The organism is Pseudomonas sp. Irchel 3E19 (assembly GCF_900187585.1).
Lineage (GTDB): Bacteria > Pseudomonadota > Gammaproteobacteria > Pseudomonadales > Pseudomonadaceae > Aquipseudomonas > Aquipseudomonas baetica.
In genome coordinates this window covers 13772-27492 of record NZ_FYDT01000049.1, presented here as the reverse complement: position 1 = coordinate 27492, position 13721 = coordinate 13772, and the positions used below count along the sequence as shown (strand labels likewise).

The 13721-nt window shown below is 62.0% G+C and carries 12 protein-coding genes; 3 read left to right on the top strand and 9 right to left on the bottom strand.

Annotation, left to right across the window (positions count from 1 at the left end; genetic code table 11):
• The first annotated feature begins 128 nt into the window (after nt 1–128).
• The 3 genes from CKW18_RS23805 (at nt 129) to CKW18_RS23795 (ending at nt 1040) form a co-directional block, all read left to right on the top strand.
• Nucleotides 129–308 carry a hypothetical protein gene (locus tag CKW18_RS23805; RefSeq protein WP_007917967.1) on the top strand — a complete coding sequence of 60 codons (180 nt, stop codon included), beginning with the start codon at nt 129–131 and terminating at the stop codon, nt 306–308.
• Nucleotides 309–573: 265 nt separating this feature from the next.
• Nucleotides 574–786, top strand: a complete 213-nt coding sequence (locus CKW18_RS23800) for a hypothetical protein (protein ID WP_095191035.1) — start codon at nt 574–576, stop codon at nt 784–786.
• Nucleotides 783–1040 (top strand): hypothetical protein, encoded by a 258-nt coding sequence (locus CKW18_RS23795; protein WP_095191034.1) that lies wholly within the window; start codon nt 783–785, stop codon nt 1038–1040. The genes CKW18_RS23800 and CKW18_RS23795 overlap by 4 nt, the downstream gene beginning before the upstream one ends.
• 62 nt (nt 1041–1102) lie before the next feature.
• Here the strand turns inward: CKW18_RS23795 and CKW18_RS23790 are convergent, their stop codons facing one another.
• From CKW18_RS23790 to CKW18_RS23750, 9 genes are all read right to left on the bottom strand, one after another.
• Nucleotides 1103–1687 carry a glutathione S-transferase gene (locus tag CKW18_RS23790; protein WP_095191033.1) on the bottom strand — a complete coding sequence of 195 codons (585 nt, stop codon included), beginning with the start codon at nt 1685–1687 and terminating at the stop codon, nt 1103–1105.
• Complete coding sequence (locus tag CKW18_RS23785; RefSeq protein WP_095191032.1) at nt 1684–5325, bottom strand: AAA family ATPase; 3642 nt, start codon at nt 5323–5325, stop codon at nt 1684–1686. Before CKW18_RS23785 ends, CKW18_RS23790 begins: the two co-directional genes overlap by 4 nt.
• A complete protein-coding gene (locus CKW18_RS23780; protein ID WP_095191031.1) occupies nt 5322–6566 on the bottom strand; it encodes an exonuclease SbcCD subunit D C-terminal domain-containing protein in 1245 nt (414 codons plus the stop codon). The genes CKW18_RS23785 and CKW18_RS23780 overlap by 4 nt, the downstream gene beginning before the upstream one ends.
• A 214-nt stretch (nt 6567–6780) precedes the next feature.
• A complete protein-coding gene (locus CKW18_RS23775; RefSeq protein WP_095191030.1) occupies nt 6781–8424 on the bottom strand; it encodes a BatD family protein in 1644 nt (547 codons plus the stop codon).
• Nucleotides 8421–10157: a tetratricopeptide repeat protein gene (locus tag CKW18_RS23770; protein WP_095191029.1), complete on the bottom strand. Its 1737-nt coding sequence runs from the start codon at nt 10155–10157 to the stop codon at nt 8421–8423. Before CKW18_RS23770 ends, CKW18_RS23775 begins: the two co-directional genes overlap by 4 nt.
• Nucleotides 10154–11233: a VWA domain-containing protein gene (locus CKW18_RS23765; protein WP_095191028.1), complete on the bottom strand. Its 1080-nt coding sequence runs from the start codon at nt 11231–11233 to the stop codon at nt 10154–10156. The genes CKW18_RS23770 and CKW18_RS23765 overlap by 4 nt, the downstream gene beginning before the upstream one ends.
• On the bottom strand, nt 11226–11723 hold the full coding sequence (locus CKW18_RS23760; RefSeq protein WP_095191027.1) for a DUF4381 domain-containing protein: 498 nt from the start codon (nt 11721–11723) through the stop codon (nt 11226–11228). The genes CKW18_RS23765 and CKW18_RS23760 overlap by 8 nt, the downstream gene beginning before the upstream one ends.
• A complete protein-coding gene (locus tag CKW18_RS23755) occupies nt 11720–12664 on the bottom strand; it encodes a DUF58 domain-containing protein (RefSeq protein ID WP_095191026.1) in 945 nt (314 codons plus the stop codon). The genes CKW18_RS23760 and CKW18_RS23755 overlap by 4 nt, the downstream gene beginning before the upstream one ends.
• 5 nt (nt 12665–12669) lie before the next feature.
• A complete protein-coding gene (locus CKW18_RS23750; protein ID WP_003218556.1) occupies nt 12670–13629 on the bottom strand; it encodes a MoxR family ATPase in 960 nt (319 codons plus the stop codon).
• Nucleotides 13630–13721 lie beyond the last annotated feature (92 nt).

Here is a 13721-nt window from a genome sequence, read left to right as displayed (position 1 = left end):
CTCTTTGTATTAATCGCGCTGATAACTGCTAATGCTACAAAGCATTTCAAGCGATCAACCCTCGAGCGTTAAGTTTGCTCCACAGCCCAACCGGGCAAGCAAGCCAACCGAACACGAGGGTTACCGCCATGAACTTCAATCTGTTCTCCGTTATCGCCGCTTCCGCCATCTCCGCCACCGTGGTTCTGCCAGCCAGCGCCAACGTCGAAATCAACAGCAAAAAATCCCACACCCAGAGCTACACCCAGAAATACCTGCAACAGAGCGCCAACTTCTACGCCGCCCTGGATCACAAAGCCCAACACTGAAATTCCCCCCTCGAACAACTCCCTGTAGGAGCTGCCGAAGGCTGCGATCTTTTGATCTTGTTGTTAAAAAGCAAAATCAAAAGATCGCAGCCTTCGGCAGCTCCTACACGCGTGCGTGAAGGACGGTCATAGGTTTTCTCAAACGCACAAATAGAGGCGCTAAATAATCAACGAAGCTGATGGTTACTATGGGAAACGCTGAGTGGTTAGGTAGGGTTTTTTGATCGATTCTGTGGGCTCTGAAACATGCCCACGGGAGAACACCATGGCCAGCGCAATCATCTCTTCTGCCAAATTCGGCGCCTACCTGGCCATCGGTCTTTACCTGGCTCTGGTGCTGATCGTCAGCGTCTCATCGCAGATGGAACACAGCTTCGACGCACCGATTCAAGTCGCCAACCCCGGCATCCAGTTTGAACACCGTTCGCACAGCGTGATGGTCGATCGGGCTGAACTCGCAGGAGTCGGCGGCGCATGAAAGGCTACAGATTCTGGGTGATCGCCGGTCTGGCATTAATCACCAATGGCGCTTCATTACTGGGGATTGGCCAAGGCTCGGTCGGTGCATTGGCCCGAGCCATAGAGGCCAACCACAACATTGCGCACAACATTGAGCGGGCGAATACGCTGGGGCTGCTGGCCGGTAATCCGCCGGTGAAGGTCTCGGCCGATTTTCTCGGGCCGTTTGAAGTGGATTGCTCGGCGTTGGGTATGTGCGATGCTCTGGCGTAAAGCGCTTACCTGATCGTTCCCACGCAGAGCGTGGGAACGATCATCAAGCGGGAGGGTAAGGGTTACTTCTTCATGATCGAGGTGAAGAGGTCGGATTCTAGAAAGTGTTGCAACCAAGCCTGTAATCGTACAAAAGGCGTCTGCGCAAACCACTCGCGATCGACATGGGCAAACTGGCGGACGAACGGCAGCAAGGCGATATCCGCAAGGCTCGGATGATCCGTCAGCAAGTAATCACGATCCTTGAGCAACCCTTCCAAACGCTGCAAAAACACCGCGCCTTCGGCCCGATAAAACGCTATCGGCTGCTCCGGATACCGCTCGGCGTACTTATACCGATTCAAATCAACCTTAAACCCCTGATCGTTCGCCTCGATCAGCTCCGCAATCCGTGAATCGCCACCCAGCAACCAACCCAGCGGATCATTCTGCGCCAACGCCCAGCGCATGATCTCCAGGCTCTCATCGATCACCCGCCCATCCGCATCCAGCACCGGCACCGTACCTTTGGGCGAGATCGCCAGCATTTCAGCCGGTTTCGCCTTGAGGCTGACTTCGACGATGTTCACCGGCACGCCCGAATAGCGCAGCGCCATCCGCGCCCTCATCGCGTAAGGACAGCGGCGGAAGGAATACAGCGTGTTCATTTCACCTCCAGGGTGCTCAAGCCATTGCCCTGACGCTGTACCTGAATCTGTACCGGGATCCGCTCGTGCATTTCCTGTACGTGGGAAATCACCGCGACCTTGCGGCCCTGCGCCTGCAAGCCGTCCAGCGCGTCCATCGCCAGTTGCAGGGATTCCGGATCGAGACTGCCGAAGCCTTCGTCGATAAACAGCGATTCGATTTTCAGTGTGCTCGACGCCATCGATGCCAGGCCCAAAGCGAGCGCCAACGATACGAGGAACGTCTCGCCGCCGGACAACGAATGCACCGAGCGCAGTTCGTCGCCCATTTCCTTGTCCATCACCAACAGGCCGAGCATGCTGCCGCCACGTTTGAGGCGATAGCGTTTGACCAGTTGCCGCAATTGGACGTTGGCGTGATGCACCAACAAATCGAGGTTGTAGGCCTGGGCGATCTTGCGGAAGGTGTCGCCGGTGGCCGAACCGATCAACGCACTCAGGCGCGCCCAGCGCTGGTACTCGATGTAAGCGTCGGCGATCTGTTGCGCCAGCGCCTGATTGGCGTTTTGACGGCGCTGGTCTTCGGCCTGTTCGGCGCGCAATTCGGCGCATTGCTGCTCGCTGACGTTGAACTGGCTTTGCAGGTCGGCGAGGGCGCTGGCCAGTTGCTCGGCATCGAGATTGCCGTTGTGTTGCGCCTGATGGTCGAGCAAACGTTGATCGCGTTCCTGCAACAACACCTTGGCCTGTTCGATGGCTTTCTCATTGATCTGCAAGCGTTGGCGCAGCTCAGAAAGTTGCGCATCGTCGACGCGCAGCAGGTCTTCGAGCCCGCCGTCATCCAGTTCGGGGTGGCGGGCGCGCCAGTCGGCAATCTTGCCGGCCAGTTCCTTGTCTTCACTTTCCAGCGCCTGCAAACGCTCCTGCTGCGCGTTGCGTTCGGCGGCGATCTGCACAAGTTGCGTGCGCACGTTTTGCAGTTCCTGAGCCGTTGTGGTTTCAGCGTTGCGTGCCTGCTCCACGGCCTGTTCCAGTTGCTGCTGCCAGTGCTCGGCGCTGCTGTGCTCGCCAAGTCGTTGTGTGAGTTGCTGCTGGCAGGTTTGCTGCTGTTCGGCCAGTGCATTGAACTGCTGCTCGGCGGCTTGCGACTGTTGTACGCGGGTCTGCTGGCGATCCTGTTCTTTCTCCAGCGTCTGCTGCCGCTGTTGCTGTTCGGCCAATTCTTCTTTCTGCTGATCGACCTGCGCCAGACGCTCGGCGATCTGCCGGTCGAGTTGCATGAAGGTCGCCGCCGGTTCAAGGCGTAGCGCCTCAAGCGTGTCGGCGGGCAGCAGGCTGCCAAACGCGCCAAGTTCTTCATCGAGGCGCTGGCGGTCGCTGCTCAACTCACGCTGCTGGTTGCTCAGGTGTTGCGCCGCCTGCTGATGCGCGGTTTCGGCCTGACGCAATTGCTGGGTCAGACGCGCGGCGTCCTGCTGCAGGGTGAGCAGGGCGTTCTGGCGTTGTTCGTCCTGGGCGATACTCTGGTTCAACTGCTCGTTTTGCCGGCTGAGCCAGGCGTCGCGTTTGTCGGCGTCCTGATTCATCAACTGCGCCGCTTGCGGATGAGCGTCGAGGCTTGGCGTCAGCGCTTGTTGCTGCGCGGTCAGTTGCTCCTGTTGCTGCAGCAGTTCTTTTTGCTGAGCGATGACGCCACCGACTTCGGCGCGCAGTTCGATAATCTTTTCCTTGAGCTGATCGACCACTTGCTGGGCGTTGGCCTGTTCGCTTTCATCATGACGGCCAAGGCTTTGCAACAGCGCTTCGGGCTGATGATAGGGGTGCTCGTTGCTGCCGCATACCGGGCACGGCTGATCGTCCTGCAACTGCGCGCGCAGCTCTTCGACACTGGCACTGCGCGCCAGACGCTGGCGTTCGAGCAGTTCGCGGGTGACGTTGAGGATTTGTTCGGCGACGGTCAGTTCAGCCTTGGTTTTCACCCCGTCCTGAGTCAGGCGCTCGCGTTCCTGCTGAGCGCTGAGCTGACGTTGTTGCAGCTCGGCGCCGCGCTTGTCCAGATCCTGTCGAGTGGCCCACAGGCGTGAGAGGTCTTCGATGGCGCGCAGTTGCTTGCGGTTGTCCTGCAACAGAGTGCCGAGAATGCCGATTTGCTCGGCAACGGCATCCGGCTCGGCGCCAGCCTCCTTGAACAGCACTTCCAGTTGTTGTTTTTGCGTGGCGAAGGTTTCGGCGCTACGAGTGGCGTTTTCTTCGAGCGAGGCCAGTTCGGTCTGGCCTTTGTTCAAGCGATTGCCGATCAGCATCAATTGTTGCAGGCGATCGCGGTAGGCGTTCCATGCGTCGCTCAACGGCGCGAGATGGGCGCTCTGTTCCAGTTCGGCGGCAATCTTTTGCAAGCGCTCGGCGACTTGAGTCTGCTTCTCCATCAGCGCCGCAATGGCGCTCTGGCCTTGAGTGCAAGCCTGCTGCGCGTTGTGTTTCGCTTCGGCGCTGAGGGCGACATCCTTGGTCAGACGGGCGAGGGTGCTTTGCTCTTCGAATGCCTGACGCAACAGCGGTGCACTGTCGGTTTGCGTGTGCTGCGCTTCGCTCAGGGCGACTTTCGCGGCGTCGAGGTTTTGCTCCAGAAGCGTCTGGCGCTCGGTCAGTTCGGCGTGTTGCTGCGTGTGCGCGGCAATCTGCGCGGCCAACGGGGACAAGAGCGCGTCGAGTTCAGTCTTGCGGGCGAACTGGTGCCGTTGCGGGCCCAATTGCTCCAGTCGCGTCAGTTTTAGCCGATCACCGGCCAAACCTTCCCACTGCTGTTGGGCGCTGTGCAGTTGTTCGGCAGCCGCTTGCTGCGCGTCCTGCAACTGGCGAAGATCCTTGAGCCAGCTGTGCTGCTGCTCAAGCTGTTTGAGTTGCGTCTGCTGCAACTTCAGCTGTTGCTGCGCAGCGTTGAAACGCTCATCCAGTTCGGCGCGGGCCTCGGGAGTCAGCGGCGTGACGCCGGTGGCCTGATCCTGTAACAGCTTGTGCGCTTCGCGGGCTTCTTTGGTTTTGTCGAACGCGCGACGACCGAGACGGGTGTACAGCGCGGTGTCGGTGAGTTTTTCCAGCAGCTCGCTGCGGTCGTTGTCGTCAGCCTTGAGGAACGCACTGAATTCACTCTGGGCCAGCAGCACGGCGCGGGTGAACTGTTCAAAGTTCAAACCCAGCGCGGCTTCCAGCTGAGTCTTGTACTCGCCTTTCTGGCTGGCGAGCAGTTGATCCTGATCGATATCGCGCAGGCTCTGCCGGCTGGCCTGCAACTTGCCGCCAGCCTTTTCCCGTGCGCGATTGGCTTCCCAGCGCGCCCGATAGCGGCGGCCATCGACGCCGACAAAATCCACCTCGGCATACCCTTCGCCGGTGCCCCGGCGCAGCAAGGTACGCGGGTCGCCCGTGGCGATTTCGCCATCGGCATCCGGCACCTTGGCGTCACGACCGGTGTTGTTCAAGCGCGGCACGGCGCCGAACAACGCCAGGCACAAAGCGTCGAGCAGCGTGCTTTTACCGGCGCCGGTCGGGCCGGTAATGGCGAACAGACCAGCACTGGCCAGAGGTTCAGCGGTGAAGTCGATCTCGAAGGGGCCGGCCAGCGAGGCCAGGTTTTTCAAACGAATGGCGAGAATCTTCATGGCTGCTCGCCCTCCATTTGCACGTCTTGCAGCAGTTCGGCGAAGTCCTTGAGCGTCTGTTCATCGACTTCATTGCCGTAGTTGTCGAGCCAGGCGCGGCTGAACAATTCCTGCGGCGTGAGTTGATCCAGTTCGATCAGCGCAGTGCCTTCTTCCGCGCCATCAGCGCCACGATTGCCGGCGTATTCAGCGGCGATACGCACCAGCCGCACGGCTTTGCCTTGCAAGGCGCTTTCCACTTGATGGCGCAGATCCGGTTGCGGCTCGTCGAGGCGCACGCGCACTTCCAGCCAAGGTTGGCGCTGGGTTTCGGCGAGCAGATCGACGTTCGGCAAGTCCGCCAGTTGCAGCAGGATCTCCGCCAGCGGCGCCGGGCCGATGCGTTGCAGGTTGACCGAGCGCGGGATCAGTTTCGGCTCGACGCTGACCAGGGTTTCGCCATCAAGGGTGACGTCGAGAATCTGGTGCTGATAGCCGATCTCCGAAAACGACAGCGGAATCGGCGAGCCGCTGTAGCGGATGCGTTCTTCGCCGTTGACCTTCTGCGGCTTGTGCAAATGGCCGAGGGCAACATAGCTGATGCTCGGCCCGAACAGGCTGGCGGGCAAAGCTTCGGCGTTGCCGATGATCAGGCTGCGCTCGGAGTCCTCGGATACCGAACCACCGGCCATGTGCGCGTGGCTGATGGCGACCAGCGCCTGACCCGGCTGGCGCTTGGCATTCGCCGCCTCGATCAGCCATTCGTGAACCTGACCGATGCCGCGCAGATAGTTGTCACCCAGATGTGCGCCGGTGACCTCCGCCGGGCGCAGGAACGGCAGCGCCAGGCACCATGCAGCGATTTCGCCCGATGCGTCCGGCAAAGGCAGTAAAAGCCGTTCGGAGTCGAGTTGACCATCATCCAGCCACAACACCCGACCCAGTGCATGGGTGCGCAAACGGCGCATCAATGGTGCAGGCAGTTCGATCCGCGAGCCGGAGTCATGGTTGCCGGCGATCATCACGATGGTCAGCAACGGCTGCTGCTCGTGGGCGCTGACGATGAAGTCGTAGAGGCGCTCCTGGGCTTTGACCGGCGGATTGACCGTGTCGAAGATGTCCCCGGCAATCAGCAGCACATCCGGCTGCGCCAGTTGCAGTTGGCGCAGCAGCCATTCGAGAAAGCACGCATGCTCGAAATCGCGCTCCTGGCCATGCAGGTTTTGCCCAAGGTGCCAGTCGGAGGTGTGAAACAGACGCAAGGTGGACTCCGCTACAGATAAAGAGGTGGTGGCCGCAGGAGAATGAAGAGGCGGCGAAAGAGGGGGAGAGTTTACAGTTTATTGCGCCGCGCAGTCTCCGCATGGAATCCCCTTACCCCATTGGATCAAAAGATCGCAGCCTGCGGCAGCTCCTACAGGGGACTGCATTCCCAAATGTAATTGGAGCTGCCGCAGGCTGCGATCTTTTGATCTTTTACTTCGGGTAGAGCGGCGGCAACCCGCTATCACCCACTGGATCCTGCACCCGTTCCGCCGCCGGAATCGCGCGAATCGCCCGCCACAAATCCTCACCCTGCCAATGCTGCCCGGTCTCGCTGTACAGCGCACCATTGAGCCCATCCAGCGCATCCGACAACGGCACAAACCGCGCCGCCATGTCCGCTAGTGTCTCCGGCTGCTGACGTGCCCACGCATCCAGTGCCTGCCGCGTCGCCTGCGGGTCATTCGCCTGACTCGCGCGCTTGATGTCGTCCATCAAGGTGCGCGGGCTCGGGCCGGTTTGGGCGGCGCGATGCACTGCCGGTTGCCAGCGCGCGCGCCACCACAGGCCGAAGCCGAGCAGGGTGGTGCAGGCGAGGATCAGGGTGCTGAGTTTCCACCACCACAGCACGTCGTTATCGACGGCGCTCACTGGCAGGCTGCCGGCCGGGGTGTCGACTTGCAGGCTCGGGTTGTTCGCCACTTGCAGGGTGCGCGCGGGCAGGCTGGTGTGTTCCAGGTGATCTTCGAAGGTGTTCCACCAGACCACGTCCACCGTCGGCAAATCGATGGCGCCGGCGCGGCTCGGCACCAAGGCTTCGCGTTCTTCGCGGCTGCCGGTCAGGCCACGGTCGGTGCTCTGGTTGCTCAGCACCGGTTGATCCGGGTAGCGGCGCAGGCCGTTGACGTCGGTGGCGGGCAGCGCCGGCAGTTGCGAGGCGGCCAGGCCTTCGGCTTTCAATGTCAGGCTGCGGGTCAGGGAATCGCCAACCTGAGTGTGTTCCGGTTCCGGTTCCGGGTTCCAGCTTTCGCTGAGGCTCAGACTGCGCGCGGGCAGCCATGGCGCGTCGACCGGGTAGGTCAGGGGTTTGGGTTTGACGGTCAGGGGGATTTCAGAAGAACTGACGCGCATCAGTTTGCCCGGCTTAGGCCCCTGCGCATTCGTGTCCTGAGACGGCTGAGTGTCGACCAGTGTCGCGCTAAAAGTCTGCGGCGTAATGGTCAGCAAGCCGCTGTGCTGCGGGTAGATCGCATAGCGCATCTCGATCACGCCATGGCGCACGCCGTTGATGTCTTTCTCGTAGGTGCGGGTGTCGCCGAGTTGCTCGATGCGCGCATCGGCGATTTGCAACGGGGTCAGGCTGCTGTCGTCGTACAGCGACACCGAATGGTAGATGCGCAGGGTCAGGATCGCCTGCGCCTGCACGTAGACGCTGGTCTGGTCGAGACTGGCTTCGATGAACACCGGGTCAAGGCCGTTTTTGTCTTCGCGGGTATCGCTTTCGACCACTTGTACGGTGATCGGCTGGCTCTGCACATCACCGACTTGCAGCGGCGGAATCACCACACTGCCGTTCTCTTTCGGCAACAGGGTGATGATCCAGCGCGTGGTCGCGCGGTTGTCGCCATTGAGGGTGTTCAGCTGGTTGACTTGCCGCGTACCGCGCACTTCAAACAACGGCTCCAGCGGCGTCAGGTCGGGTTTGCCGAACTGGGTGACATCGCTGGTTTCGAGGGTGAGCTCGACCGTCTCGCCGGAGTTCAGGCGACTGCGATCCACACTGGCCGTCAGCTCGGCCGCGTTGGCGGTGGCCGTACAGATCAGCAGTGGCAGCAAGAGAGCGGTAAAGCGGGTCATCGAGTGTTTTCCTGATCCTGATGTTGTTGCTGTTCGTACCAGAATTTGCGTCGCAGCAGTTCGCCCGGATCATCCGGGATCTTGCCCAGCCATTGCTCCAGTGCCTGGCGCCGCTCGCCTTCGAGGTTGTCCTCGCTCGGGCGCAGGGTCGGCACGGTGTCCGTCTGTTCTTCCTCATCGCTGCCCGGCAGTTCGTTGGGGCCTGGCTGCGGTGGGGTGGTCGGCGGCGGTTCGCTGGCGGGCTCGGCCGGTTGCGCGTCGCTTTGCGTTGCACTTTTTATTGCCGGTGGCGGCGCAGTTGCGGGCGCTGTTTCGTCGCCCGGCAGGTTCTGCTCGTTCGGTTTGCTGTCCGGTTCGGCGGGCGGCGGCGTGTGTTTGTGCTTCAGCAGATTCTCCACCAGAGCCTTGTTGGTCTGCGCCGGGCGCAAGTCCGGTTGCAGCTCCAGGGCCTGCTCGTAGGCATCGATGGCCGCTTCCAGCTCGCCGCTTTTCGCCAGTGCGTTGCCACGATTGTAGTGGGCGCGGGCATCGCTGCCTTCGGCAAAACGCTGGGCGGCGCCACTGTAGTCGCCGGCTTCGTACAACGCCACCCCTTGCCATTGGTGATCGTCAAAATGCTGCGCGGCTTCGGCCGGGCGCTTCTGTTTGAGCAGGTGCAGGCCTTGCTGGTCCGGGCGCAGCCAGAGGTCTTCGAAGTCAAAAGCGTAGCTGGGTTGTGGCAGGCAAAACAGCAACGGCAGGCAGAACAACCAGCCGCGTCGCCCCGCACACGCGGCCAGCAACAACAGCGGCAAGAGCAGCCAGTACCCCTGATCGGCCCAGGTATCCAGGCGCACGGTCTGGCCATCGTCGCGCAAACTGCGCGGGCCATTGAGCAGGCCGAGGGCGCCGAGATCAGCTTCGTCCAGTCGGGCAGGGTGATACTCACCGCCGACACTGTTGAGGAACGCCGCAAGGCCCGGGCTGTCGAGTTGCGGTACGCGAATCGCGCCTTGTTCGTCCTTGAGGAAACTGCCGTCTTCCTGCGCGATCGGTGCGCCTTCGGCGGTGCCGATGCCGAGCATCAGCAACTGCGCCGATTGCCCGCTCAGTGCGCGGCGAATGCCCTGGCGTTCCTCTTCGCTGAGGGACGAGCCGATCAGCAGAATCCGGCCTTGGCCGAGCGCGCCTTGTTTGAGCAGGGCCAGCGCTTTGCTCACGGCGAGATCGGCGCGATGCCCGCTTTCCGGCATCAACGATGGCTTGAGCGCGTCGAGCAAATTACGACTGGTGGCCAGGTCATCCGACAGCGGCACCAGCGTGTGGGCGCTGCCGGCGTAGACGACGATGGCCGTCTGCGCATCGCTGCGCGCCTGCAACAGATCGAAGAGTTTGCGTCGCGCCTGTTCCAGTCGCGTCGGCGGTGAATCGGTGGCGAGCATTTCCGGGGTCAGCTCCAGCACCACCACCAACGGATCGGCGGGTTTCTGGCTGGTCTGTTCGACACGCTCCCAACTCGGCCCGAGCAGCGCCAGCATCGTCAGCAACCATGCCACGCCGAGGGCGATCCAAGGCAGTTTGCTCTCACGACCGTTGCCACCGCTGAGCAGAGTGGCGTGAAACGCCGGCGGCAGAATCATCTGCCAGCGCCCGGCGCGTTTCTGCCGATGCCAGAGTTGCCAGATCAGCCAGCCAAGCAACGGCAATAACAGCAGCCACCAGGGGCGGAACCAGTGCGGCCAGAGGGCGATCATCGGCGCCTCCGCAGACGCAGGCGCTTGAGGCGCTCACGCCAGTCAGGCAACGGACTTTGCAGATACAGCTCCTTGGTGAACAGGCGTTGCAGCGGGTTGTCCGGCCACAGTTCGCGGGCGACCAGCAACAGGCTCAGCCACAGGGCCAGCGCCAGCGGCCACTGATACAAGGCTTGCGCCGGGCGCGCCTGGGTCGGTTGCTGGGTCACCGGTTCGAGTTGGTCAAGGGTGTCCTTGATCGCTTGCAGCTCTTTGCCATCGTGGGCGCGGAAATACTGGCCACCGGTCACTTCAGCGATAGCCTTGAGCGCCGGTTCGTCGAGGTCCAGGCTCGGATTGACCCCGAGCAAACCGGTCGAACCGCTGTCTTCAGGATTGGCGCCGATGCCGATCGGGTAAATCTTCACGCCCTCGCTGGCGGCGAGTTTTGCCGCCGTCAGCGGATCAATTTCACCGCCATTGTTGGCGCCGTCGGTGACCAGAATCAGCACGCGGCTCTGCGCCGGACGCATGCGCAGGCGTTTCAGCGCCAGACCAATGGCGTCGCCGATGGCGGTGTTCTTGCCGGCGATACCGATTCGCGCTTCATCGAGCCAGACGCGCACAGTGTGGCGGTCGAAAGTCAGCGGCGCTTGCAGATAGGCCTGACTGCCGAACAGGATCAGGCCCACGCGGTCGCCATCACGGCTTTCGAGGAAGTCGCCAAGCAGGTGCTGGACCAGGTCCAGACGGCTGACATCTTCGTCCTGCCACTGCATGTCGGGGAAATCCATCGAGCCGGACACATCCACTGCGACCAACAGATCACGGCCGCTGGCGGCAATCGGCAGCGGTTCGCCAAGCCATTGCGGGCGCGCGGCGGCGGTCAACAGCAACAGCCATAGCAGCATGAACGGTGCCTGCTGACGCCACGCCGGCAGGTTGGCCCGAGCACGACGGCGGGCGAGCCCTTCCAGATCAGACAGGAAACTGACTTTAAGCGCCGGCTCGCCGCTGTCGGCCACGGGCAGCACGAGGCGCATCAACCAGGGGAGTGGGAACAGGACAAAAATCCACGGCCAGGCAAATTCAAACATGCTTGCGAATCCACGTGTCGACCGCTTGGGTCAGGCCGGCGATGGCTTTGTCGTCGAGTTTGCATTCCGGTTTGTAGGCGCCTTCGACCAGCACCATCCAGCGCGTAAGGCCGGCGGCCGGGCAGCGGTTGTCGAGGAAGGCCAGCCATTTGCGGCCATTGAGCGTGTGGCTCTGGCTGTAGGGGTAGTGGTTGCGGCACAGGCGTTTGAGCAAGCCGTTGAGTTGTTGCAACCACGCGCCGGCCGGGGCACCGTCGTAAGGTTTGGGCATCTGCGCCAGTTCGGCGAGGGCGGCGATGCGCACCGGATCGAGCGGCTGTTCGGCACGCACGATCGGGCGTTTCTTGATCGGGATGAATCGGCGCAGTCGCCACACCGCGAAACCGAGCAGCGGTAGCAATATAAGCAGCAGCCACCAGCCCGGTGCCGGTGGCCAGAAGGCGATCGGTGGCGGAGAAATCAGTGGCTGCAGTTGTTCGAGGCCGTTCATCGACCTTTCCCCGGACGCTGCGGATTCAGGAACTCACGCATCTGCTCGACCATTTCGCTTTGCGTGCTCAACGGCATCAGCAGCACCCGTAACTTTTGCGCGAGCAATTCCCAGCGGGCGATGCGTGCTTCGGCCTGGGCGCGATAAGTCTGGCGCAGATCGAAGTTGAGGGTGTCGAGCTCCAGTTGTGCGCCGCGTTGCGCGAATCTCAACAGCCCGGCAGCGGGCAGGGCGTGATCCAGCGGATCGGACAGCGGCAGCATCAGCAGATCGCAATGGCGTGCCAGCAGGCTCAACTGTTGTTCGGCGCTGTCGGACAACGCGCGTTCATCGCAGATCACGATCGCCAGGCTGCCGGGCCGCAGCACTTCGCGGGCGCGGCGCAGGGCTACGCCAAAGGCATCGCGATCCGGCTCACGCTCGGTGTGCAGCGACTGATTGACCTTCACCAGACGGTTGAGCAGTTGCAGCAGACTCTGTTTGCTGCGCCGTGGCTTGATTTCGTAATGCTCGTTATCGCCGAACACCAGTCCGCCAACCCGGTCGTTATGGCCGAGCGCAGCCCAGCCAATCAGCGCCGCCACTTGCGCCGCCAGCACCGATTTGAACATCAGTCCGGAACCGAAAAACAGCCGTGTGCTTTGCTCGACCATGATGAAGATCGGCCGTTCGCGTTCTTCATGGAACAGCTTGGTGTGCGGCTCCTGGGTGCGCGCCGTCACGCGCCAGTCGATGGTGCGCACGTCGTCGCCGGCCTGATAGACCCGCACCTGATCGAAGTCGACGCCACGGCCACGGAATTTCGAGTGATGCAGGCCAATCAGCGGGCTGCGCTGGCTGGGCGTGGAAAACAGCTGCACTTCGCGCACACGGTGGCGCATCTCGATCAGGTCGGCGAGGCTGATGCGGATGCCCGGTTCGGATGGCAGAGGGGCGTTCATGGGGGTCAAGCGACGGCTACGACGTCGAGAATCCGCTGCACCACCCGATCCTGATCGATGCCGGCGGCTTCGGCCTCAAACGACAGAATAATGCGATGACGCAACACGTCGAACAGTACGGCTTGAATGTCTTCGGGGCTGACGAAGTCGCGCCCGGCCAGCCAGGCGTGGGCGCGGGCGCAACGGTCGAGGGCGATCGAGCCACGGGGGCTGGCGCCGTAGGCGATCCACTCGGCCATCTCCGGGTCGAACTTGGCCGGCGTGCGCGTGGCCATGACCAGTTGCACCAGGTATTCCTCCACAGCGTCGGCCATGTACAACCCGAGGATTTCCTTGCGCGCGGCGAAGATCGCCTGTTGGCTCACGCGGCGTTCGGGTTTGGTCTCGCCGTTCAGCGCTTCGCCGCGGGCCTGCTGAAGAATGCGGCGTTCGACGGCGGCGTCCGGGAAACCGATTTTGACGTGCATCAGGAAGCGATCGAGTTGCGCTTCCGGCAGCGGATAAGTGCCTTCCTGCTCGATCGGGTTCTGCGTGGCCATCACCAGAAACAGTGGCGACAGCTCATAAGTGCTGCGCCCGACACTGACCTGGCGCTCGGCCATGGCTTCGAGCAGCGCCGATTGCACCTTGGCCGGGGCGCGGTTGATTTCGTCGGCCAGCACCAGGTTGTGGAAGATCGGCCCTTGCTGGAACACGAAACTGCCGGTTTCCGGGCGATAGATCTCGGTGCCGGTGATGTCGGCCGGCAACAGGTCAGGGGTGAACTGAATGCGATGGAACTGGGCTTCGATGCCCTCGGCGAGTTCTTTGATCGCTTTGGTCTTGGCCAGACCCGGCGCGCCCTCGACCAGCATGTGGCCGTCGGCGAGCAGGGCGATGAGCAAACGCTCGATGAGTTTTTCCTGGCCGAGAATCTGCGTTGAAAGAAAGGTTCGCAGCGCCAGCAGCGCTTCACGATGTTCCATCGATGACTGTTCCTGGAAAGGGTGGCCACAGGCGTTCGGATAACGCCGGGGCTGGGGGCATTACTTTAATCCATCGCGGGGGGTGGCGACTA

Coding starts and splice junctions, on each gene's coding strand:
- CKW18_RS23805 (WP_007917967.1), top strand. CDS start 129: ATGAACTTCAATCTGTTCTCCGTTATCGCCGCTTCCGCCATCTCCGCC.
- CKW18_RS23800 (WP_095191035.1), top strand. CDS start 574: ATGGCCAGCGCAATCATCTCTTCTGCCAAATTCGGCGCCTACCTGGCC.
- CKW18_RS23795 (WP_095191034.1), top strand. CDS start 783: ATGAAAGGCTACAGATTCTGGGTGATCGCCGGTCTGGCATTAATCACC.
- CKW18_RS23790 (WP_095191033.1), bottom strand. CDS start 1,687: ATGAACACGCTGTATTCCTTCCGCCGCTGTCCTTACGCGATGAGGGCG.
- CKW18_RS23785 (WP_095191032.1), bottom strand. CDS start 5,325: ATGAAGATTCTCGCCATTCGTTTGAAAAACCTGGCCTCGCTGGCCGGC.
- CKW18_RS23775 (WP_095191030.1), bottom strand. CDS start 8,424: ATGACCCGCTTTACCGCTCTCTTGCTGCCACTGCTGATCTGTACGGCC.
- CKW18_RS23770 (WP_095191029.1), bottom strand. CDS start 10,157: ATGATCGCCCTCTGGCCGCACTGGTTCCGCCCCTGGTGGCTGCTGTTA.
- CKW18_RS23765 (WP_095191028.1), bottom strand. CDS start 11,233: ATGTTTGAATTTGCCTGGCCGTGGATTTTTGTCCTGTTCCCACTCCCC.
- CKW18_RS23760 (WP_095191027.1), bottom strand. CDS start 11,723: ATGAACGGCCTCGAACAACTGCAGCCACTGATTTCTCCGCCACCGATC.
- CKW18_RS23755 (WP_095191026.1), bottom strand. CDS start 12,664: ATGAACGCCCCTCTGCCATCCGAACCGGGCATCCGCATCAGCCTCGCC.
- CKW18_RS23750 (WP_003218556.1), bottom strand. CDS start 13,629: ATGGAACATCGTGAAGCGCTGCTGGCGCTGCGAACCTTTCTTTCAACG.